The following is an 18,903-nucleotide window of genomic DNA, read 5'->3' as shown; positions in this document are numbered from 1 at the left end:
CCCTCCGCCACCTGCTGAAAGCGGCGATTCTCTGGCGAGGCAAGATGCGGATTCTGGTGGTCGGATCGGGCGGTCGGGAACACGCGCTCTGCTGGAAGATCGCCGCCTCCCCGCTCTGCGACAAGCTCTATTGCGCGCCCGGCAATGCCGGCATCGCCGCCGACGCGGAATGCGTGGCGATCGGCGCCGAGGATATCGAGGGCCTGGTCGGGTTCGCCAAGCGAGAGAAGATCGACTTCGTGGTGGTGGGGCCCGAAGGCCCGCTGGTGAAGGGCCTCGCCGACCGCCTGGAAGCCGAGGGCATCGCCACGTTCGGGCCGAGCGCCCAGGCGGCGGCGCTCGAAGGCTCCAAGGGTTTCATGAAGGACATCGCCGCGAAATACCGGATCCCGACCGCGCGCTATGCCCGCTTCACCGATCCGGCCGCCGCGAAAGCCTTCGCCAAGAGTTTCACCCCGCCGATCGTGCTGAAGGCCGACGGTCTCGCCTCGGGCAAAGGAGTCATCATCTGCACCAGCCTTGCCGAGGCCGAGGCGGAGATCGACGCCATGCTGACGGAGAAGAAGTTCGGCGCGGCCTCCGCCGAGATCGTGGTCGAGGAGTTCCTCGACGGCGAGGAGCTGAGCTTCTTCGCCCTGACCGACGGCAAGCATGTCCTGCCGCTGGTCTCGGCCCAGGATCACAAGCGCGTCGGCGACGGCGATACCGGTCCCAACACCGGCGGCATGGGCGCCTATTCGCCGGCGCCGGTGGCGACGCAGGAGATCGAAGCCGCGATCCTCGATCGGATCATCCGCCCGACCGTGGCCGGCATGGCGGCGGAGGGAAAGCCGTTCAAGGGCGTGCTCTTCGCCGGCATCATGGTCACCAAAGAGGGACCGAAGCTGATCGAGTTCAATGTCCGCTTCGGCGATCCCGAGACCCAGCCGATCATGCTGCGGATGAAGTCCGACCTGCTGCCCGCACTGATGGCGGCGCGCGACGGCAATCTGCAGAATGTCGATCTGCGCTGGTCCGACGAGACGGCGCTGGTGGTGGTGCTGGCCGCGAAGGGCTATCCGGACAAGCCGCAGACCGGCACGGTGATCCGCAATCTCGATGCCGCCGCCAAGGTCGACGGCGTCACCATCTTTCACGCCGGCACCAAGGCCAATGCGAGGAGCGAGATCGAGGCCGCGGGCGGCCGCGTGCTCGGCGTCTCGGCGACGGCAAAGTCATTCGGGGAAGCGCAGGCCCGTGCCTATCGCGCGGTCGATCTCATCGACTGGCCGGGCGGCTTCTGCCGCCGCGATATCGGCTGGCGTGCGGTCAATCGCGCCTGATCAGGCGCGCGCGGGCAGCTGCTGGTCGCCGTAATCCGACGAGACCCAGACGAAGAAGACGGTGGCGCCCATCAGGGTGAAGAAAAGCTGTCCGCTGGCAAACAGGCCCGGCAGGACCCAGCCGATGCTGATCAGCGCGAGGCTGACCGTGAGCTCGACCAGGCCGTGCACACGCATCGGGATGGTCTTCTTGAGACCGAGCGGCATGTTGGTGAAGAGCGTCATGACCAGTTGGGTCGCGGCCAGGGCGTAGCACAGCGCGGCGCTCAGGCCGGTGATGCCGATCTGGCTCGGTGCGGCGGCGAAGATGGCGACCACGCCGTAATCCAGCACGCCGTGAATCTTGTCGCAGAAGAACTTTCGCTTTTCCATGGCCAGGCTCCGTTGTCCGGAACCATGGATAGTTGGAGATTGCTGATTTTTTGTAACCAGGGCCGCGCAACAGCCTTGATGCGGCACCCGGTCGCGGCCGCGTCTCACTCTCAGAGCCGCTTCCGCAGATAGACCTCGTAGCCCTCGAAGCCGGACTTCTCATAGGCGCGCCAGGCGGCTTGGTTAACCGCGAGTAAACCGATCGTCACGGTGGCGAGGCCGAGGCTGCGGCCATGCGCATCGGCCGCCGCCAGGAGCGCGCCCGCCACGTTGCGCCCGCGCCAGGATTCGACGACGAAGATGTCCCCGACATAGAGATGCGCCCGGTCCTCGGGCCGCACGGTGATGTCGGTCGCGTCTTCGGCGCGCCAGCAGCTCACCATGCCGATCGCCGAACCATCCGCCGACTCGGCCATGAAGATCGCACCCGAATGCATGGCAACCTCGTCGAGGACCCAGTCCGAATAGGCGCCGCCGTCATCTGTCCAGACGGCGCGATTGGATTCCATTCGGCACTCGGCCTGCTGCAGCCCGAGCGCCATGCGGCGAAAGGCCGGAAGATCGGCCGGCACATAGGCCCGGATGCGAAAATCGGATGGCATCAGCTGCGATTCCCCAATCCCCATTGGTCCACAGTGGACGCGCTCCCAAGCGCCCGGCATGATGGCCCGCCGATTCAAGGGGGGACAAGTCCATCGTGAGCGCAGAAGTTTTCGCCGCCAATTACCGCGATCAGCCCTATTGGTGGGACGACGCGCCCCGCCCCGCCCCATCCACCGATCCGCTGCCGGCCAAGGTTGATGTCCTGGTGATCGGCTCCGGCTATACCGGCCTGATGGCGGCGCGCGAGACCGCTAAGGCCGGGCGCGGCACATTGGTGATCGATGCCAAGGATGCCGGCTTCGGCTGCTCCAGCCGCAACGGCGGCCAGATCTCGACCAGCATCAAGCCGGATCTCGGCACGCTGTCCGGCCGCTACAACCAGGAAATCGGCTTCGGCATCCGCAAGGAGGGCATTACCGCGCTCGACTTCATCGCCGACCTGATCGCCAGCGAGAAGCTCGATTGTGACTGGCGCCAGGTCGGTCGCTTTCACGCCGCGCATAACCCGAAGCAATACGAGGCACTGGCCGAGGACGCGAAGTCCCAGCCCAAGGGACTGGAAGTCCCGATGGAGATGGTGCCGGCCTCCGAGCAGCGCCGCGAGATCGGCAGCGACTATTATTACGGCGGAAGGGTCTACCCGAAGCACCAGTCGCTGCATCCCGCCAAGTATCACCAGGAACTGCTGCGTCTCGCCAAGGCCGCCGGCGTCACCGTCATCGACCACTGCCCCGCCACCGGCCTCGAGCGCGACGGCGCCGGCTTCGTCGTGACCACCGCGAAGGGCAAGGTCGCCGCCCGCGATGTCGTGGTCGCGACCAACGGCTATACCAACCCGATCACGCCCTGGCAGCGACGCCGCGTGATCCCGATCGGCAGCTACATCATCGCGACCGAGAACCGGCCGAAGGAAGAGATGCTGAAGCTGATCCCGAAGGACCGGGTCTTGAGCGACAGCCGCAAGCTGGTCTTCTACTACCGGCTCTCGCCCGACCATCAGAGCATGCTGTTCGGTGGCCGCGTCGCCTATATGGAGAACGACCCGCGCGTGAGCGCGCCGCGGCTCCACGCCTGGATGCGCGCGATCTTCCCGCAGCTCGCCGATGTGAAGGTGACGCACAGCTGGATGGGCTATGTCGCCTATACCTTCGACACCCTGCCGCATATCGGCAAGCAGGACGGGCTCTACTACGCCATGGGCTATTGCGGCTCCGGCATCAGCCTTGCGACCTATTTCGGCATGCGGATCGGCCAGCAGCTGCTCGGCAAGGCGGAAGGCAAGACCCCGCTCGACAACATCCCCTTCCCGACAAGGCCGCTCTATTCCGGCAACCCGTGGTTCCTGGCGCCCTCGATCTTCTATTACCAGCTCCGGGACAAGCTGCCGATCTAGCGCCGAATTCGCCTGCATACTCCCGAATTCATGCGATACCGCGATGAAGACCGGCGGCGACGATTGTGGTATGATCGCCCCGCTGTTTGACATTGTGAATGCCCCATTGAGCGTCGCGGCACGAATGTCATGCACTGCCTTTGCTGCACTGCGTCGCAGACAGGACGCAGACAGAATTGAAGACTCGAGAATGGTTCACCTCGAGGCGGAACCTTTACAGGGCCTTTACGCCACGGAGAGTCGTTGTTCACCGCGTGAAGAGAACAAAGGCGTTCTTTGTCAGAAGCTTGATGCGGCTTTTTGCCCGCCCCAAAAGGCGGAGGCCGTAAAGGTTCGATCAGCGGCGCTCGCGGAAGAAGGCGCGCAGCAATTCCGCACTCCGCTCCGCGCCCGCGCCGCCGATCACCTCGGGCCGATGATGGCAGGTGGGCTGGGTGTAAACCTTGGCGCCGTGCTCGACGCCGCCGCCCTTGGGATCGCTGGCGGCGAAATGCAGGCGCCGCAACCGCGCGAAGGAGATCGCCGTCGCGCACATCGGGCAGGGCTCGAGGGTGACATAGAGATCGGCGAAGGGCAGGCGCTTTTCCTTGCGCCCGGTCGAGACCGCGCGGATCACCAGCATCTCGGCATGGGCGGTCGGGTCGTGCAGCTCCTCGACCCGGTTATGGTCGGCGGCCAGCACCTCGCCGGAGCCGGGATCGACCAGGACCGCCCCGATCGGCACCTCGCCGCGGTCGCGGGCCGCCTCCGCCTGGCGGAAGGCGAGGTCCATGTAGTCGATCGCATGTCGCCCGGGGTCGAAAATACTCATGGCTGGCACTTCAACCGCGCCGGCCCGCCCGGTCAAGCCGCCTTGTCCGAAAGGGGCCGTTGCTCTAGCTTGCCGCGCAGAGGAGCCATCATGAATCAACCGCTTATCGGCCTGACCCTGGATTCCGACGAGGGCGAAGGCATAGCCAAATCCGCGCGCTACGGCCTCCGGGCCAACTATGCCGACGCGATCGCCGAGGCCGGCGGCATGCCGGTCGGCCTGCCGCATGCGCTGGATGCTGTCGATTCCTATGCCGACCGGCTCGACGCGCTGGTGGTAACCGGCGGCGCCTTCGACGTCGATCCCGCCATGTTCGGCGCCAACGGCAAGCACGCGACGGTGACCCTGAAGCCGAACCGCACCAATTTCGAGCTCGGCGTCACCAAGGCGATGCTGGCGCGCAAGAAGCCGGTGCTCGGCATTTGCGGCGGCGAGCAGCTCCTGAACGTGATCCTGGGCGGCACCTTGATCCAGCATATCGAGGACGAGGTGACCGACTCTCTGCTGCATGAGCAGCCGAACCCGCGCCACACGCCGGGCCATGCGGTGAAGGTGACGCCGGGCTCGCTCCTCCACAAGATCAGCGGCGAGGCCGAGATCAAGGTCAACTCCGCGCATCACCAGGCGGTGAAGTCGGTCGGTCCCGGCGTGGTCGTGAACGCGGTCGCCGCCGATGGTGTGATCGAAGGCATCGAGGACCCGCGCCTGCCCTTCTGCATCGGCGTGCAATGGCATCCCGAGTTCCGGATCGGCGCCGCGGACAAGAAGCTGTTCCAGGCTCTGATCGCCGCCGCTTCACCGAAATGAGCACGACGCCTGAAGGCGATCGCATCGCCAAGGTGATGGCGCGCGCGGGTCTCTGCTCCCGCCGCGAGGCCGAAGCCTGGATCGCCGACGGCCGGGTCAAGGTCAACGGGCAGAAGATCACCTCGCCGGCACTCAACGTCACCGAACGGGACGACATCCGCGTCGATGGCAAGCCGCTGCCCGACAAGGAGAAGATCCGGCTCTGGCGCTATCACAAGCCGCGCGGGCTGCTCACGACAGCGAAGGACCCGCAGGGCCGCCCGACCGTGTTTGAGAGCCTGCCGAAGGAATTGCCGCGCGTCGTTTCGGTCGGCCGGCTCGATCTCAACTCGGAAGGCCTGCTGCTCTTGACCAACGACGGCGAGCTGGCGCGGCGGCTGGAATTGCCCGCCACCGGCTGGGTGCGGCGCTACCGCGTGCGCGTCAACGGCCAGGTCGAGGTCGCGCATTTGAACGAGCTGCGCAAGGGCATCACCGTCGAAGGCATCCGCTACGGCTCGGTGCAGGCCAGCCTCGACCGGCAGCAGGGCGACAATGCCTGGCTGACCATGGCGCTGACCGAAGGCAAGAACCGCGAGATCCGCAAGCTCTGCGGCCATTTCGGCTGGGCGGTCAGCCGCCTGATCCGCATCTCCTACGGTCCCTTCCAGCTCGGCAATCTCGAGAGCGGCGCCGTCGAGGAGGTCAAGGGCAAGGTGCTGAAAGACCAGCTCGGCATCGAGACCCCGAGGGACAAGCCGAAGCCCCAGGTCGCCCAGAGGCCCGTACCAACGCGAAAGCCCGATGCGGATCGACGCCGGAAGCCATAGAGGCGTCAAGCTCGTCTCGCAGGAAGGCTTGGAGACGCGCCCCACCGCCGACCGCGCGCGCCAGGCGGTGTTCAACATCCTGATGAACAGCTACGACGCCGTGCGCGACGCCAAGGTGCTCGACGTCTTCGCCGGTTCGGGTGCCATTGGGCTTGAAGCATTGTCGCGCGGCGCCGAACGCGCCAGCTTCATCGAGAGCGACCGCGGCGCCGCCGAGGCGATCAGGAAGAACATCGCCGCCTGCAAGGAACAGCCGCGGGCGCAGCTCTTCATCAACGATGCGCGCAAGCCGCCGCGCGTCGCGGCGAATTGGGGGCCGGCAACGCTGGTCTTCCTCGATCCGCCCTATGGCAAGGATCTGCTTCTGCCGGCGTTGGAGGCTTTGCGCGAGGCGGGCTGGTTCGCGGCGGATGCGCTGCTGGTCGCTGAGATGCATCGCAAGGATGCCTTCGCGCCGGAAGGCTTCGAGCTGCTGGACGACCGGGAATACGGCAAGGCACGCTTCGTGCTGCTGCGGCAGACCTAGCGCCGCCCGAACAGCCGTTCGATATCCGCCAGCTTCAGCTCGACATAGGTCGGGCGGCCGTGGTTGCACTGGCCGGAATGCGGGGTCGCTTCCATCTGGCGCAGCAGCGCGTCCATCTCGGCCTGGTTCAATTGCCGCCCGGCGCGCACCGAGCCGTGGCAGGCCATGGTGCCGCAGACATGCTCCAGCCGTTCCTTGAGACTCAATGCCGTGTCGAACTCCGCGAGCTCGTCGGCGAGATCGCGCAGCAGCCCGTGCACGTCGGTGGCGCCGAGCAAGGCCGGCACTTCCCGCACCACCACGGTGGCCGGACCGAAGCTCTCGATCACTAGGCCCAATTCTTCCAGCTCGGCCGCCCGGGACAGGAGGCGTTCGGCGGCCGGTTGGTCGAGATCGACCACTTCGGGAATGAGCAGCGCCTGGCGGGCGATGCCGGTCGCGGCCAGCGCGTCCTTCATCCGCTCATAGACCAGCCGTTCATGGGCGGCGTGCTGGTCGACGATGACGATGCCGTCGGCGGTCTGCGCGACGATATAGGTGCCGTGCAGCTGCGCCCGCGCCACGCCGAGGGGATAGTCGCGCAAGGCCGTCGTCTCCGGCGCGGCTTCGGCGCGCACCGAGGGCCGCGCCAGCTCCGGGTCCAAAGGCGCGAAAGCGGCGACGGCCTGCGCCGCGAGATGCGCGACCGAAGGTCCGCGCATCGGCATGGCCTGGTAGCTCGGCATCGACTGTGCGCTGAAGCCCTGCAGGGTCGCGGCGGCGACCGTGGTCGAGGCGCGGTGGCCGGCGCCGGTCAGCGCATGGCGGATGCCGCCGACGATCAAGCCGCGCACCAGGGCCGCGTCGCGGAAGCGCACCTCGGCTTTGGCGGGGTGGACGTTGACGTCGACATCCTCCGGCGGGCAATCGACGAACAGCACCGCCAGCGGATGGCGGTCGCGGGCCAGGAAGTCCTGATAGGCGCCGCGGATGGCACCGACCAGCAGCCGGTCCTTGACCGGCCGGCCGTTGACGAAGAGATACTGCATCGACGCGGTCGCGCGGTTCAAGGTCGGCAGGCCCGCAAAGCCGGTGATGCGATGGCCGTCGCGGATCGCCTCGACCGGCGCCGCGTTCTCGGCGAAGTCGCGGCCCATCACCGCCGAGAGCCGCTTCAGCCGCGCCCCTTCCGCCTCGGCGATGAGGTCGGTGGTCTCGGCATGGAAGCGCAGGATGTTGCGCTCGTCGTCGCTCAAGGAGAAGGCGACTTCGGGATGCGCCATGGCGAGGCGCTCGACGATCTCGGTGACCGCGTTCAATTCCGAGCGCGCCGATTTCAGGAATTTGAGCCGCGCCGGCACGGCGTAGAAGAGATCGCGCAGCTCGACCCGGGTCCCCGGGTTGGTCGGCGCCGGCTCGATCGGCGATTTCTCGCCGCCTTCGACGGTCAGCCGCCAGCCATGCTCCGCGCCGTGCTGCCGGGTGGTGATCGCCAGGCGCCCGACCGCGCCGATCGCCGGCAGGGCCTCGCCGCGGAAACCGAACTGGTTGATATGGACCAGGTCGTCGCCGGGCAGCTTCGAGGTCGCATGCCGCTCGACCGCCAGCGCCAGTTCCTCCCGGTCCATGCCATGGCCGTCGTCGGTGACGGAAATGAGCGCGCGGCCGCCGTCGCGCAAGGTGACGTCGATGCGCTGGGCACCGGCATCGAGCGCGTTTTCGACCAGTTCCTTCACGACCGAAGCAGGCCGCTCGACGACCTCGCCGGCGGCGATCTGGTTGACCAGGTTGGGCGGTAGCAGGCGAATCGACATGGGCGGTAGTGTAGCGCGCCACCGGGGAGGGTGCACATGGGGAATGCCGATCAAGAGTTCATGGGCGCCGATGAATATGGACGCTCGCTCAAAGGGTTAGGGATCAACCTGCTGGTCCGCGACGTCGCGCGTTCGGTGGCCTTCGCCAAGGACGTGCTGGGGGCCACGGTCGCCGTCGCCGACAAGGATTTCGCGGTGCTGCGCTACACCAAAGGCCGCAGCGCGGCCGAGTGGATGCTGCATGCCGACGGCACCTACCATTCCAATCCGCTGCTGCCGCTGCTGGAGGATTCCGCGGTGCGCGGCCTCGGCATGGAGATCCGGCTCTATGACTGCGATCCGGACGAAGCGGTTAAGCACGCGCTCGCCCATGGGCATCATGTGCTGCAGGAAGCCAGCGACAAGCCGCACGGCTTGCGGGAGGCCTACATTCTCGATCCCGACGGCTATTGCTGGGTGCCGGGGCGGCCGAAGGGCTAGACCTTCGCGAAGTCGCGATACCAGGCGACGAAGCGCGGGATCCCCTCTTCCAGCGGCGTCCGCGGCGTGAAGTCGAGATCGCGGCGGCTGGCGGAGATGTCGGCCCAGGTCGCCGGCACATCCGCCGGCTGCACCGGCTTCACGTCGCGCTGCATCTTCTTTCCGCAAGCCTGCTCGATCAACTCGATCATCCGGTTGAGCGTGTTCGGCTTGTCGTTGCCGAGATTGAACAGCCGGTGCGGCGGCGTGTTCGCGCCCTGTCCACCTTGGGGCGGCCGGTCCAGCGCCCCGATCACGCCGGCGACGATGTCGTCCACATAGGTGAAGTCGCGGCTCTGCGCGCCGTCGCCATAGACCGGTGCCGCCTTGCCCTCCAGCGTGTCGGAGACGAAGCGGTAATAGGCCATGTCCGGCCGGCCCCAGGGGCCGTAGACCGTGAAGAAGCGCAGGCCGGTCTGCGGGATCCGATAGAGGCTCGCATAGGAGATGCTGGCCAGCTCGTTGGCGCGCTTGCTGGCGGCATAGAGCGAGGTCGGCTGGTCGACGGGATTGTCGAGCGCGAAGGGGATCGCGGTCGAGCCGCCATAGACCGAGCTCGAGCTGGCATAGACCAGGTGCCTGAGTTGCGGAATGCGCCGCGCCAGCTCGAGGATGTTGAGGTGGCCGGCATAGTTGGACTGCAGGTAGTCCAGCGGATGATCGATCGAGTGCCGCACCCCGGCCTGTGCGGCCAGATGCACGATGCGGTCGATCTTCGGCAGATCGTTATGTGCCGCCGCCTCCACCGCCTGGAACCGGCCGATATCGGCGAAGACAAAGCGGAAGCCCTTGCGCTGCTCCAGCAGCGCCAGCCGCCCGGCCTTCAGCCTCGGGTCGTAGTATTTGTTGAGGTTGTCGAGCCCCAGCACCGCCTCGCCGCGGTCGAGCAGCGCATTGGCGACGTGAAATCCGATGAAGCCGGCGGCGCCGGTGACCAGGATCGTCATCTACGAAAACTTCCGGTTTCGAAGGGGAGCGCGCGAACCTAGCAAAGGCAGCCGGCTTCGGCAGCAGCTTTTTCAGCGGAGTCGATCCCCATAAGCCTTTGTAACGTCTATAAAATAAGAACGAAAACCGCTTCTTAACAGATGGTTTGCCAAAATCGGCGGATGACCGGTGGAGCACAGGCTCTCGCGGCCGACGCGGATTCCGCCGAGCCGCCCTTTCGCGATTCCCCGCGCTGCCTTCTCAGATTGGAGCGTGGCGGCTCTGCGCGCCTGCTGTCCGTCTCGAAGTCGCTGGCGACCCTGTTCCAGAGGCAACCGCAGGCCATCATCGGCCAGCTGGTCGGCGAAGTCCTCGGCGCCGATGCCCGCATCCTCGGTCAGGCGCTCCGCGCCTGCCTCGCCAGCGGCGAGGTGCTGGAGGTCGATCTCGCGGTCACCCTGCCGCAAGGCGCCATTCCGAGCCGCCTGGTGCTGATGCCGCAGTCGGATGGCGAGACGGTTCAGCTCCTGCTCATCGATCTCCGCCCGCAGTCCTTGACCGGCACGCCGGGCGCGGATGTCGGGGAGGACATGATGGTGCGCTATCGCGCCGACCTCACCATCCTCGAATGCTCGGCGAGCTACGCCGAGTTCCACGGCCGCAAGGTTTCCGAAATCATCGGCCGCAGCTTCGCCGACTGGCTGCCGCCGGCGGAACTGGAGATCGTGCGCCGCGCGGTCATCGAATCTAAGGGCCGCGCCATCGTCAACACCAACGAGATCGCCAAGACCCGGCCCGACGGATCGCAGCGCTGGTACCGCTGGGTCGATGTTGCGCTGCCGATCCGTGACGGCGAGCAGCCGGAGTTTCTCTCGATCGGGGTCAACGTCACGGCGATGAAGCGGGCGCGGGACGAGCTCATGCGCAAGAACACCGCGCTCACCGCCGTCGCCGAGGAGCTGCGCGAGGCGCAGATCGCGGCCGAGGACAGCAACCGCGCGAAGTCGCGCTTCCTCGCGCATATGAGCCACGAGCTCCGCACGCCCTTGAACGGCATCCTCGGCTTTGCCGACATCATGCGCGCCGGCCTGTTCGGACCGATCGAGCCGGCGCGCTACCAGGAATATGTCGAGCTGATCCACAACAGCGGCGAATTGCTGCTCTCGCTGATCAACGACGTGCTCGACATGTCGAAGATCGAGGCCGGCAAGATGGAGCTTTCCATCCAGCCGCTGGAGACCACGTCGCTCGCCGAAGCCTGCCGCACCATGGTGATCGGCATGGCCCGGGACAATTCGGTCGTGGTCAAGGTCGAGATCGCGCCGGACTGCGGCGAGGTCCATGCCGACCCGCGCGCCGCCAAGCAGATGATCATCAACCTGCTGTCCAATGCGGTGAAGTTCACGCCGGCGGGCGGGGTCGTGACCTTGAGCTTCCGCAACGCGGAGGACGGCGTCTCGATCTCGGTTGCGGATGACGGCATCGGCATGACGCCCGAAGAGCTGACCAAAGCCGTCCAGCCCTTCGGCCAGATCGACAGCGAGCTGGCGCGTCAGCGCAAGGGCACCGGCATCGGCCTCACCCTGGTCAAATCGCTGGTCGAGCTCCATGGCGGCACGCTCGACATCATGAGCACCAAGGGCCATGGCACCACCGCGACGCTGCTGCTGCCCTGGATGAAGCCGGCGGCCTGAGCGCACTCCGTCCTGATTAGTCGTCATGGTCCGCGTAGGCGGACGATCCACGAGTCCACTTCCGTCGCACAATAGAAACTCGTGGATCCTCCGCCTTCGCGGAGGATGACGAGTCAAAACAGCCGATCGCTTAGTGGTTCTGTTCTTTCGTCTTCAGGAACTTGATCGCCGGGTGATCCTGGCCCGCGCGGTCGAGGTGCCAGGCGTTGCGCGCCAGGAACACCGGGTCGCCGTTGTGGTCGTGGGCGATGCTGGCGCGGGTCTCGTCCAGGAAGGCCTTGAGCTTGGCGGGATCGTCGCATTCGACCCAGCGCGCGGCATAGAGGCCGACCGGCTCGAACTTCACCGGGAGCCCGTATTCGTTCTTTATGCGGTCGGCGAGAATCTCGAACTGCAGCGCGCCGACCACGCCGACGATCCATTCGGTGCCGATCTGCGGGCGCAGCACGCGGGCGGCCCCCTCCTCCGCCAGCTGCTCCAGCGCCTTGCCGAGATGTTTCGCCCGCAACGGATCGTCGGCGCGCACGCTCTGCAGATGCTCCGGGGCGAAGCTCGGGATGCCGGTGAATTGCAGCGCTTCGCCTTCGCTTAAGGAATCGCCGATCCTGAGGTTGCCGTGATTGGGCAGGCCTATGATGTCGCCGGCATAGGCCTCTTCGGCGATCTCGCGGTCCTGGGCCAGGAAGAGCACGGCGTTGTGCACGTTGATCTGCTTGCCCGAACGCACGTGATTGAGCTTCATGCCGCGCTCGAAATGGCCGGAGCAGAGCCGCACGAAGGCGATGCGGTCGCGGTGCTTCGGATCCATGTTGGCCTGGATCTTGAAGACGAAGCCGGAGACCTTGTCCTCCATCGGCTCGACCTTGCGCCCGGTGGTGGGCTGCGGCCGCGGCGACGGCGCCGCCTCGCCCAGGCCGCGCAGCAATTCGCCGACGCCGAAATTATTGACCGCCGAGCCGAAATAGACCGGCGAGAGATGGCCCTCGCGGTAGGATTCGAGGTCGAAGGCCGGCATCAGCCCGCGCGCCATCTCGACCTCGTCGCGCAGCCGCGCGACCTCGTCGGGCTTCAGCTTCTCATCGAGCCTGGGATCGTCGAGGCCCTTGATCTCGAGCCCGGTCTCTTCCTGCTTGGTGCCGCGATCGAACAGCACCAGGCGGTCCTTGATCAGGTCGTAGCAGCCGCGGAAGGTCTTGCCCATGCCGATCGGCCAGGAGGCCGGGGTCACGTCGAGCGCCAGCGTCTCCTGGATCTCGGAGAGGAGATCGAAGGGATCGCGGCTCTCGCGGTCCATCTTGTTGATGAAGGTGATGATCGGCACGTCGCGGAGCCGGCAGGCCTCGAACAGCTTGCGGGTCTGGCTCTCGATTCCCTTGGCGGCGTCGATCACCATGACCGCGGAATCCACCGCCGTGAGAGTGCGGTAGGTGTCCTCGCTGAAATCCTCATGCCCCGGCGTGTCGAGCAGGTTGAAGATCTCGCCGTCGTGCTCGAAGGTCATCACCGAGGCGGTCACGGAAATGCCGCGCTCGCGCTCGACCTTCATCCAGTCCGAGCGCGCGCGGCGCTGCTCGCCGCGCGCCTTCACCGCGCCGGCCAGCTGAATGGCGCCGCCGAACAGCAGCAGCTTTTCGGTCAGCGTGGTCTTGCCCGCGTCGGGGTGGGCGATGATCGCAAAAGTGCGACGCCGGGCCACTTCCCGGGCCAGCAGGGGTGCGAGGTTGTTCATCGGTCCGATCTCAAATTTCGGGCGGAATGTAGCCATTTTTCCCCGGTTTTCCAGGGGATTCGGCCCGAGCGGCTACTCCCCGGCCGGGGCGGCCTGGGCTGCCGGAACGGGCGCCGGCTTCGGGGCCGGCTTGCGGGCGACCAGGATCACCCCCGCCAACACCAGGGCGGCGCCGATCATCTGCTGGACCGAGACGTTCTCGCCCAAGAGCAGCCAGCCGAAGAAGATGGTGGCGACCGGGCCCACGGCGCCGATCAGCGAGACCTTGGCGGCGCCGATCATCTGGATCGCCTTCGCGGTCATGAAGATCGGCAGGATGGTCGAGACCAGGGCCATCAGGCCGGAATGGAGATAGACCGGCCAGGGCTGGGTGGCGATCTCGCCGATCGGGCTCTGGATCGCGAACTGGATCAGCACGCAGGCCGCGGCGACGGTGGTCGCCAAGGCGGCGAAGCGCGTCGCCCCGATGCGGCCGACCACCTCGCCCTGCCCGACCAGGTAGATCGCATAGGTGATGGTGCAGGCGAAGATCAGGCCGCCGCCGATCAGCACGGCATGCGCATTGCCGCTGGTCTCGACGTCATGCACGCTGGCCAGCGCGATGCCGATATAGGAGAGCACCAGCGCCACAATGCCGGTGCGACCGATCGGCTTCTTGAAGATGAAGAATGAGATGATCGCGACGACGGTCGGATAGAGGAACAGGATCAGCCGCTCGAGCCCGGCGGTGATGTATTGCAGCCCCATGAAGTCGAGCAGGCTCGAAAGGTAGTAGCCGACGCAGCCGAGGAAGAGCACCGCGAGCCAGTCCTTCCGGGTCAGCCGGTGCTTATGCCGGCGCGAGGACCAGAAGGCGGCGACGAGCAGAACCGGCAGCGAGAACAGCATGCGCAGCGCCAGCACCGTCACGGCATCGGTGGGAAGCCCGGCCTCGATCTGCCCGAGATAGGCGAGCTTCACGAAGATGGCTTTCATGGAGAAGAAAGCGGCGGCGGTGAAGGCCAAGATGGCCCCGGCGCTGAACGGCACGGTGCAGGGTCCTGAGGCGGTAATCCAGACCGCGAGTATGGCCTTCCGGGACCCGCCGAGGTCCCGACAATTCGGCAACCCTCCCATCAGCGCGCCGCATGCAGCGGCACACCTTTCAGATCCCTTGGATCACCCGTCGCTAGCCGACGGCGATCATGGGCTCCGGTTCCGGCATCTCGACGCCCCACATCTTTTCCAGATTGTAGAAGCGCCGGATCTCCGGCTTGAACAGATGGACGATCACGTCGCCGCCATCGAGCAGGACCCATTCGCCCTGCGTCAGCCCTTCGATGCTGACCTTCTTGATGCCGGATTTGGTGAGCTTCTCGTCCAGGTGCTGGGCCATGGAAGCCAGCTGCCGGTTGCTCCGGCCGGTGGCGATCACCATGAAATCCGCGATCGAGGATTTGCCCGCGAGGTCGATGGAGATGATGTCCTCGGCCTTGTCGGCATCCAAGGACTTCTCGACGATTTTCAGGAGATCGCCCGCTTTGCGATCTGCCGAACTCTTAGCGGTCGCGCGCTTGCGGACCGCCGGCTTCTTTTGGGTAATGTTTCGCTCTCCTCAGGCTGCGGCATCGGCTCCACAGCGTTGTTCAAACACCCGACTTGGCCGCCGCTTTCCGCTTCTTGCGGATCTCGGTGGCCGAGATCGGATTCAGCCGATGGTGGATGAACGTCCAGGCAGGTGGCGGCGTGATCGCCAGCCTTCCTGCCGCCTGTTCCGGGCGCCTGAAGGCCTGGAAACGCCGGGCCGCCTGGGCGGCCATCGCCCTATAAGTATAGGAAGGACGGTCGAAAACCGCAATTGGCAGCTGGTGAAATATCTGTGTCCAGTCCTTCCAGTGTGCGATCTGGGCCAGGTTGTCGGCCCCCATCAACCACACGAAACGACAGTCCCGATGCGTCTCGCAGAGCTTTCGGAGCGTGTCGGCGGTGTAGCGGGTGCCGAGCCGGGCCTCGATGTCGGTGACCCGGATTTTCGGGTGGTTGGCCACCTTGCGCGCCGCGGCGACTCGGGCGGCCAGGGGCGCCATGCCGTCCACGGGCTTGAGCGGGTTCTGCGGCGAGACCATCCACCAGACGTCGTCCAGGCCGAGAAGTTGCAGCGCGGCGAGGCTGATCTCGCGGTGACCCTGGTGCGCGGGATTGAAGGAGCCGCCGAGGATGCCGATGCGGCGGTGCGGAGTGGTGATGATGTTGGACACGATCAGTGAGCCGCGATGCTGACTACTCCCGCCCCCATTTTGGGGGCGGGTTGGGGTGGGGGTTGACAGTGCCGCTGAGAACTCCGACGGCACCGTCAACCCCCTCCCTCGCCCTCCCCCATCTTGGGGGAGGGGAATCTCGTGAAGAGCGCTCCTTCAGCAGGCGGTCTGATATCACGGCCGCACTTGGCCGTTGCCGCGGACGAGGTATTTGTAGCTGGTGAGTTGTTCCGCGCCCACCGGGCCGCGGGCGTGGAGCTTGCCGGTGGAGATTCCGATCTCGGCGCCCATGCCGAACTCGCCGCCGTCGGCGAACTGGGTGGACGCATTCACCAGCACGATTCCGGCATCGACTTCGCGCAGGAACTTCTCAGCCGCCGCCGCGTCCTCGGTAATGATCGCCTCGGTATGGTGCGAGCCGTGCTGGTTGATATGCTCGATGGCGCCGGCCATGTCGTCCACCACGCGGACCGAGATGATGGCGTCGAGATACTCGGTGTCCCAGTCTTTCGCCGTCGCCATCTTCACCTTTTCGTGCAGCTTCAAGGCTTCGTCGTCGCCGCGCACCTCGCAGGCGGCATTGACGAGGTCGGCGATGATCGGCTCGGCGAAAGACAGGGCACCCTTGTCGATCAGCAGGGTTTCGGTCGCGCCACAGACGCCGGTGCGCCGCATCTTGGCGTTGAGGACGATCTCGCGCGCCTTCTTGGGGTCGGCCTTGGCGTGGACATAGGTGTGGCAGAGGCCATCGAGATGCTTCAGCACCGGAATGCGGCTCTCGGCGGCGACGCGCTCGATCAGGCCGCGCCCGCCGCGCGGGATGATGAGGTCGATGCAGTCGTCCATCCGCAGCATGATGCCGACCGCCTCGCGGTCGGTGGTCGGCACAGACTGGATCGCAGCTTCCGGCAGGCCGGCGGCCTTGAGGCCGGATTGCAGCGCGGCCACGATCACGGCGGAGGACTTGGCGCTTTCCGAGCCGCCGCGCAGGATCGCGGCATTGCCGGACTTCAAGCAGAGCCCGCCGGCATCGGCGGCGACGTTGGGACGGCTCTCGTAGATGATGCCGATGACGCCGAGCGGCACCGAGACCCGGGAAATCTTCAACCCGTTGGGCCGGGTCCATTCGGCCAGGGTCCGGCCGACCGGGTCGGGCTGCGCGGCGATCTCTTCCAGGCCCTTGGCCATGGCTTCGACGCGCGCATCGTTCAGCTTCAGGCGGTCGAGCAGCGCGCCGGAGAGATCGCGCGCCTCGGCGGCCTTCATGTCCTCGGCATTGGCGGCGAGGATCGCGCCGGCCTGGTCGCGGATCGCCTTCGCCATCGCCTGGAGACCGGCGACTTTAAGCGCCGGGGCGGCGAGGGCCAGTTCGGCGGCCGCGGATTTCGCCGCCTCGCCGAGCAGGTGCATCGTCGATTCAAGACTGGAAGGCTTGGTCTGCGCGAGTGTCATGACAGTACCAGATCGTCGCGGTGAATCATCTCATCACGGCCGCGATAGCCGAGCAAGTCGGCGATTTCGCGGCTCTTGTGGCCCATGATGGCCTTGGCGTCCTTGGCATTGTAAGCCGAGAGGCCGCGTGCCACCTCGTTGCCTGCGAGGTCGACCACGATCACGGCGTCGCCGCGCTCGAACCGGCCTTCGACCTTCACGATCCCCGCGGGCAGCAGGCTGCGGCCGGTCTTCAGTGCATTCAACGCCCCGGCATCGACGGTGAGCGTGCCCGCAGGCTTCAGGCTGCCGCTGATCCAGCGCTTGCGCGCGGTCTTCGGCTCGGCCTGGGGCAGGAACCAGGAGCATTTGGCGCCGTCGACCACGGCTTGCAGCGGGTTCATCTGGCGGCCGTTGGCGATCAGCATGCGGCAGCCGGCGGACATCGCGATCCGCGCCGCGGCGAGCTTGGTCACCATGCCGCCGGAGCTGTAGCCCGGGGGTGCCTCGCCGGCCATGGATTCGATCTCGGCGCTCATCTCGGAGACTTCCGGAATGAACTCGGCGTCCTTGTCCTTGCGGGGATCGGCGGTGTAGAGGCCGTCGATATCCGAGAGCAGAACGAGCGTGTCGGCGCTGATCATCGCCGCCACCCGGGCCGCGAGGCGGTCGTTGTCGCCGAAGCGGATCTCGGAGGTGGCGACGGTGTCGTTCTCGTTGATCACCGGCACGGCGTCGAGCTTCAGCAAGGTGGCCAGGGTCGAGCGCGCGTTGAGGTGCCGGCGGCGCTCCTCGGTGTCGTCGAGGGTCAGCAGCACCTGGGCGCAGGTGATGCCGTGACGCGCCAGCGCCTCCTGATAGGCATGGGCCAGGCGGATCTGGCCGGTCGCGGCGGCGGCCTGCTTCTCCTCCAGCCGCAACACGCCGGTCTCAAGGCCGAGACGGCGGCGGCCGACGGCGATCGCGCCGGAGGAGACCAGCACGACTTCGCTGCCGCCCTTGCGGAGCGCGGCCACGTCGTCGCAAAGGGCTTCCAGCCACTTGCGGCGGATGTCACCGCTCTCGTCATCGACCAGCAGCGCGGAGCCGATCTTCACCACCACGCGCTTCGACGTGGCCAGGGATTTCGCGGAGGGGCGACGGGTGGTCATCAGTAGACGGCGCGGCCGCCGGTCAAATCGAACGTAAACCCGGTGGTGAAGCTGCAGGCCGGCGAGACGATCCAGGCGATCATCTCGGCCGCTTCCTTGAGCTCGCCGACACGCTTCATCGGGATCTTGGCGGTCATGTAGTCGACCTGCTGCTGCGGCATCGCAGCCACCATCGGTGTCTTGATCACCGCGGGGGCGAGGCCGTTCACGGTGATGCCGGTCTCGGCGTAGTCCTTGCCCATGACCTTGACGAGACCGATCAACCCTGCCTTGGTGGCCGAATAGGCCAGCATGCCGGCATTGCCTTCCTTGCCCGCGATGGACGCAATATGGAGGATGCGGCCGTATTTGCGCTTCAGCATATGCGGCACCACCGCCTTGGAAAGCAGGAAGGCGCCGCGCAGGTTGATCTGGTAGCACTCGTCGAAATTATCGATCTCGACTTCGTGGGTCTTGAGGTTGGTTTTGCCGACGATGGCGGCGCAGTTGACCAGGCCGTCGATCTTGCCGAACTGCTCGGCCACGGAATCGATCGCGGCCTTGGTCGCATCCCAGTCGGTGATGTCGACCGCGACACCGATGGCTTTACCGCCGAGTTCCTTGGCCGCGGCGTTGACGCCGTCCTGGTTGCGGTCGAGCACAGCGACGCGCACACCCTGGGCGTGGAGAAAGCGGGCGGCTTCAAGGCCGATACCGCTCGCCCCGCCGACGACGGCGACGCTGTAGTCATCCTGATCGATGTAACGCAACGCCATATCCCCCATCCCCCTTACGCAGTG

At 66.3% G+C, this 18,903-nt stretch carries 19 protein-coding genes; 7 read left to right on the top strand and 12 right to left on the bottom strand.

Translation table 11 applies throughout. The features are described 5' to 3' along the window. The first annotated feature begins 44 nt into the window (after positions 1–44). Positions 45–1,322, top strand: a complete 1,278-nt coding sequence (gene purD, locus ACH2CY_RS03695; RefSeq protein ID WP_395016552.1) for a phosphoribosylamine--glycine ligase — start codon at positions 45–47, stop codon at positions 1,320–1,322. On the opposite strand, the gene ACH2CY_RS03690 is transcribed toward purD, so the two are convergent. After that, entirely contained in the window at positions 1,323–1,694 is a 372-nt protein-coding gene (locus ACH2CY_RS03690) for a hypothetical protein (protein ID WP_395016059.1), read from the bottom strand. A 110-nt stretch (positions 1,695–1,804) separates the two neighbouring features. After that, positions 1,805–2,296: a GNAT family N-acetyltransferase gene (locus tag ACH2CY_RS03685; protein WP_395016056.1), complete on the bottom strand. Its 492-nt coding sequence runs from the start codon at positions 2,294–2,296 to the stop codon at positions 1,805–1,807. A gap of 95 nt (positions 2,297–2,391) precedes the next feature. On the opposite strand from ACH2CY_RS03685, the gene ACH2CY_RS03680 reads away from it, so the two are divergent. Further along, complete coding sequence (locus tag ACH2CY_RS03680) at positions 2,392–3,690, top strand: NAD(P)/FAD-dependent oxidoreductase (RefSeq protein ID WP_395016054.1); 1,299 nt, start codon at positions 2,392–2,394, stop codon at positions 3,688–3,690. 337 nt (positions 3,691–4,027) lie between these two features. Here ACH2CY_RS03680 and ACH2CY_RS03675 read toward each other — a convergent pair whose 3' ends face one another. Beyond that, complete coding sequence (locus ACH2CY_RS03675) at positions 4,028–4,501, bottom strand: nucleoside deaminase (protein ID WP_395016053.1); 474 nt, start codon at positions 4,499–4,501, stop codon at positions 4,028–4,030. Between the two features lie 90 nt (positions 4,502–4,591). On the opposite strand from ACH2CY_RS03675, the gene ACH2CY_RS03670 reads away from it, so the two are divergent. From ACH2CY_RS03670 to rsmD, 3 genes are read left to right on the top strand one after another with little or no spacing between them, the layout of a single operon-like run. Beyond that, the gene (locus tag ACH2CY_RS03670; protein WP_395016051.1) at positions 4,592–5,308 is read left to right on the top strand and encodes a gamma-glutamyl-gamma-aminobutyrate hydrolase family protein; all 717 of its coding nucleotides are present in this window, start codon (positions 4,592–4,594) and stop codon (positions 5,306–5,308) included. Beyond that, positions 5,305–6,117 carry a pseudouridine synthase gene (locus ACH2CY_RS03665; protein ID WP_395016049.1) on the top strand — a complete coding sequence of 271 codons (813 nt, stop codon included), beginning with the start codon at positions 5,305–5,307 and terminating at the stop codon, positions 6,115–6,117. Before ACH2CY_RS03670 ends, ACH2CY_RS03665 begins: the two co-directional genes overlap by 4 nt. Beyond that, on the top strand, positions 6,092–6,643 hold the full coding sequence (rsmD, locus tag ACH2CY_RS03660) for a 16S rRNA (guanine(966)-N(2))-methyltransferase RsmD (protein ID WP_395016047.1): 552 nt from the start codon (positions 6,092–6,094) through the stop codon (positions 6,641–6,643). Before ACH2CY_RS03665 ends, rsmD begins: the two co-directional genes overlap by 26 nt. On the opposite strand, the gene mutL is transcribed toward rsmD, so the two are convergent. Then, on the bottom strand, positions 6,640–8,436 hold the full coding sequence (gene mutL / locus ACH2CY_RS03655) for a DNA mismatch repair endonuclease MutL (RefSeq protein WP_395016046.1): 1,797 nt from the start codon (positions 8,434–8,436) through the stop codon (positions 6,640–6,642). The two genes, rsmD and mutL, sit on opposite strands and share 4 nt — an antisense overlap. 36 nt (positions 8,437–8,472) lie before the next feature. On the opposite strand from mutL, the gene ACH2CY_RS03650 reads away from it, so the two are divergent. Beyond that, positions 8,473–8,916, top strand: a complete 444-nt coding sequence (locus ACH2CY_RS03650) for a VOC family protein (RefSeq protein WP_395016044.1) — start codon at positions 8,473–8,475, stop codon at positions 8,914–8,916. Here ACH2CY_RS03650 and ACH2CY_RS03645 read toward each other — a convergent pair. Then, on the bottom strand, positions 8,913–9,902 hold the full coding sequence (locus tag ACH2CY_RS03645; protein ID WP_395016042.1) for an NAD-dependent epimerase/dehydratase family protein: 990 nt from the start codon (positions 9,900–9,902) through the stop codon (positions 8,913–8,915). The genes ACH2CY_RS03650 and ACH2CY_RS03645 overlap by 4 nt on opposite strands. Before the next feature lie 162 nt (positions 9,903–10,064). Here ACH2CY_RS03645 and ACH2CY_RS03640 point away from each other — a divergent pair, with 162 nt between their 5' ends. Continuing rightward, entirely contained in the window at positions 10,065–11,576 is a 1,512-nt protein-coding gene (locus ACH2CY_RS03640) for a PAS domain-containing sensor histidine kinase (RefSeq protein ID WP_395016041.1), read from the top strand. 130 nt (positions 11,577–11,706) lie between these two features. Here the strand turns inward: ACH2CY_RS03640 and ACH2CY_RS03635 are convergent, their stop codons facing one another. The 7 genes from ACH2CY_RS03635 to ACH2CY_RS03605 form a co-directional block, all read right to left on the bottom strand. Then, the gene (locus ACH2CY_RS03635; protein ID WP_395016040.1) at positions 11,707–13,305 is read right to left on the bottom strand and encodes a peptide chain release factor 3; all 1,599 of its coding nucleotides are present in this window, start codon (positions 13,303–13,305) and stop codon (positions 11,707–11,709) included. 72 nt (positions 13,306–13,377) lie between these two features. After that, the gene (locus ACH2CY_RS03630) at positions 13,378–14,310 is read right to left on the bottom strand and encodes a DMT family transporter (protein ID WP_395016039.1); all 933 of its coding nucleotides are present in this window, start codon (positions 14,308–14,310) and stop codon (positions 13,378–13,380) included. 163 nt (positions 14,311–14,473) lie between these two features. Continuing rightward, positions 14,474–14,791 carry a ribosome silencing factor gene (gene rsfS / locus ACH2CY_RS03625; RefSeq protein WP_395016036.1) on the bottom strand — a complete coding sequence of 106 codons (318 nt, stop codon included), beginning with the start codon at positions 14,789–14,791 and terminating at the stop codon, positions 14,474–14,476. A 139-nt stretch (positions 14,792–14,930) separates the two neighbouring features. Next, positions 14,931–15,542 (bottom strand): nicotinate-nucleotide adenylyltransferase, encoded by a 612-nt coding sequence (locus ACH2CY_RS03620; RefSeq protein WP_395016034.1) that lies wholly within the window; start codon positions 15,540–15,542, stop codon positions 14,931–14,933. A gap of 174 nt (positions 15,543–15,716) precedes the next feature. Further along, on the bottom strand, positions 15,717–16,994 hold the full coding sequence (locus ACH2CY_RS03615) for a glutamate-5-semialdehyde dehydrogenase (RefSeq protein WP_395016032.1): 1,278 nt from the start codon (positions 16,992–16,994) through the stop codon (positions 15,717–15,719). Continuing rightward, complete coding sequence (gene proB / locus ACH2CY_RS03610) at positions 16,991–18,124, bottom strand: glutamate 5-kinase (RefSeq protein ID WP_395016030.1); 1,134 nt, start codon at positions 18,122–18,124, stop codon at positions 16,991–16,993. Before proB ends, ACH2CY_RS03615 begins: the two co-directional genes overlap by 4 nt. Next, positions 18,124–18,873, bottom strand: a complete 750-nt coding sequence (locus ACH2CY_RS03605) for an SDR family NAD(P)-dependent oxidoreductase (RefSeq protein WP_395016028.1) — start codon at positions 18,871–18,873, stop codon at positions 18,124–18,126. The genes proB and ACH2CY_RS03605 overlap by 1 nt, the downstream gene beginning before the upstream one ends. Between the last annotated feature and the right edge of the window lie 30 nt (positions 18,874–18,903).

It is taken from the genome of Dongia sp., from assembly GCF_041905885.1.
Taxonomy (GTDB): Bacteria; Pseudomonadota; Alphaproteobacteria; order Dongiales; family Dongiaceae; genus Dongia.
The sequence above is the reverse complement of the archived record's forward strand: the minus strand, read 5'-3'. Positions and strand labels throughout refer to the sequence as shown.

Excerpts from the sequence above, each read along its gene's own strand:
- ACH2CY_RS03670 (WP_395016051.1), top strand. The coding sequence starts at position 4,592 with ATGAATCAACCGCTTATCGGCCTGACCCTGGATTCCGACGAGGGCGAA.
- ACH2CY_RS03675 (WP_395016053.1), bottom strand. The coding sequence starts at position 4,501 with ATGAGTATTTTCGACCCCGGGCGACATGCGATCGACTACATGGACCTC.
- ACH2CY_RS03690 (WP_395016059.1), bottom strand. The coding sequence starts at position 1,694 with ATGGAAAAGCGAAAGTTCTTCTGCGACAAGATTCACGGCGTGCTGGAT.
- ACH2CY_RS03645 (WP_395016042.1), bottom strand. The coding sequence starts at position 9,902 with ATGACGATCCTGGTCACCGGCGCCGCCGGCTTCATCGGATTTCACGTC.
- ACH2CY_RS03640 (WP_395016041.1), top strand. The coding sequence starts at position 10,065 with ATGACCGGTGGAGCACAGGCTCTCGCGGCCGACGCGGATTCCGCCGAG.
- ACH2CY_RS03615 (WP_395016032.1), bottom strand. The coding sequence starts at position 16,994 with ATGACACTCGCGCAGACCAAGCCTTCCAGTCTTGAATCGACGATGCAC.
- ACH2CY_RS03635 (WP_395016040.1), bottom strand. The coding sequence starts at position 13,305 with ATGAACAACCTCGCACCCCTGCTGGCCCGGGAAGTGGCCCGGCGTCGC.
- ACH2CY_RS03650 (WP_395016044.1), top strand. The coding sequence starts at position 8,473 with ATGGGGAATGCCGATCAAGAGTTCATGGGCGCCGATGAATATGGACGC.
- proB (WP_395016030.1), bottom strand. The coding sequence starts at position 18,124 with ATGACCACCCGTCGCCCCTCCGCGAAATCCCTGGCCACGTCGAAGCGC.
- purD (WP_395016552.1), top strand. The coding sequence starts at position 45 with ATGCGGATTCTGGTGGTCGGATCGGGCGGTCGGGAACACGCGCTCTGC.
- ACH2CY_RS03665 (WP_395016049.1), top strand. The coding sequence starts at position 5,305 with ATGAGCACGACGCCTGAAGGCGATCGCATCGCCAAGGTGATGGCGCGC.
- ACH2CY_RS03685 (WP_395016056.1), bottom strand. The coding sequence starts at position 2,296 with ATGCCATCCGATTTTCGCATCCGGGCCTATGTGCCGGCCGATCTTCCG.
- rsmD (WP_395016047.1), top strand. The coding sequence starts at position 6,092 with ATGCGGATCGACGCCGGAAGCCATAGAGGCGTCAAGCTCGTCTCGCAG.
- mutL (WP_395016046.1), bottom strand. The coding sequence starts at position 8,436 with ATGTCGATTCGCCTGCTACCGCCCAACCTGGTCAACCAGATCGCCGCC.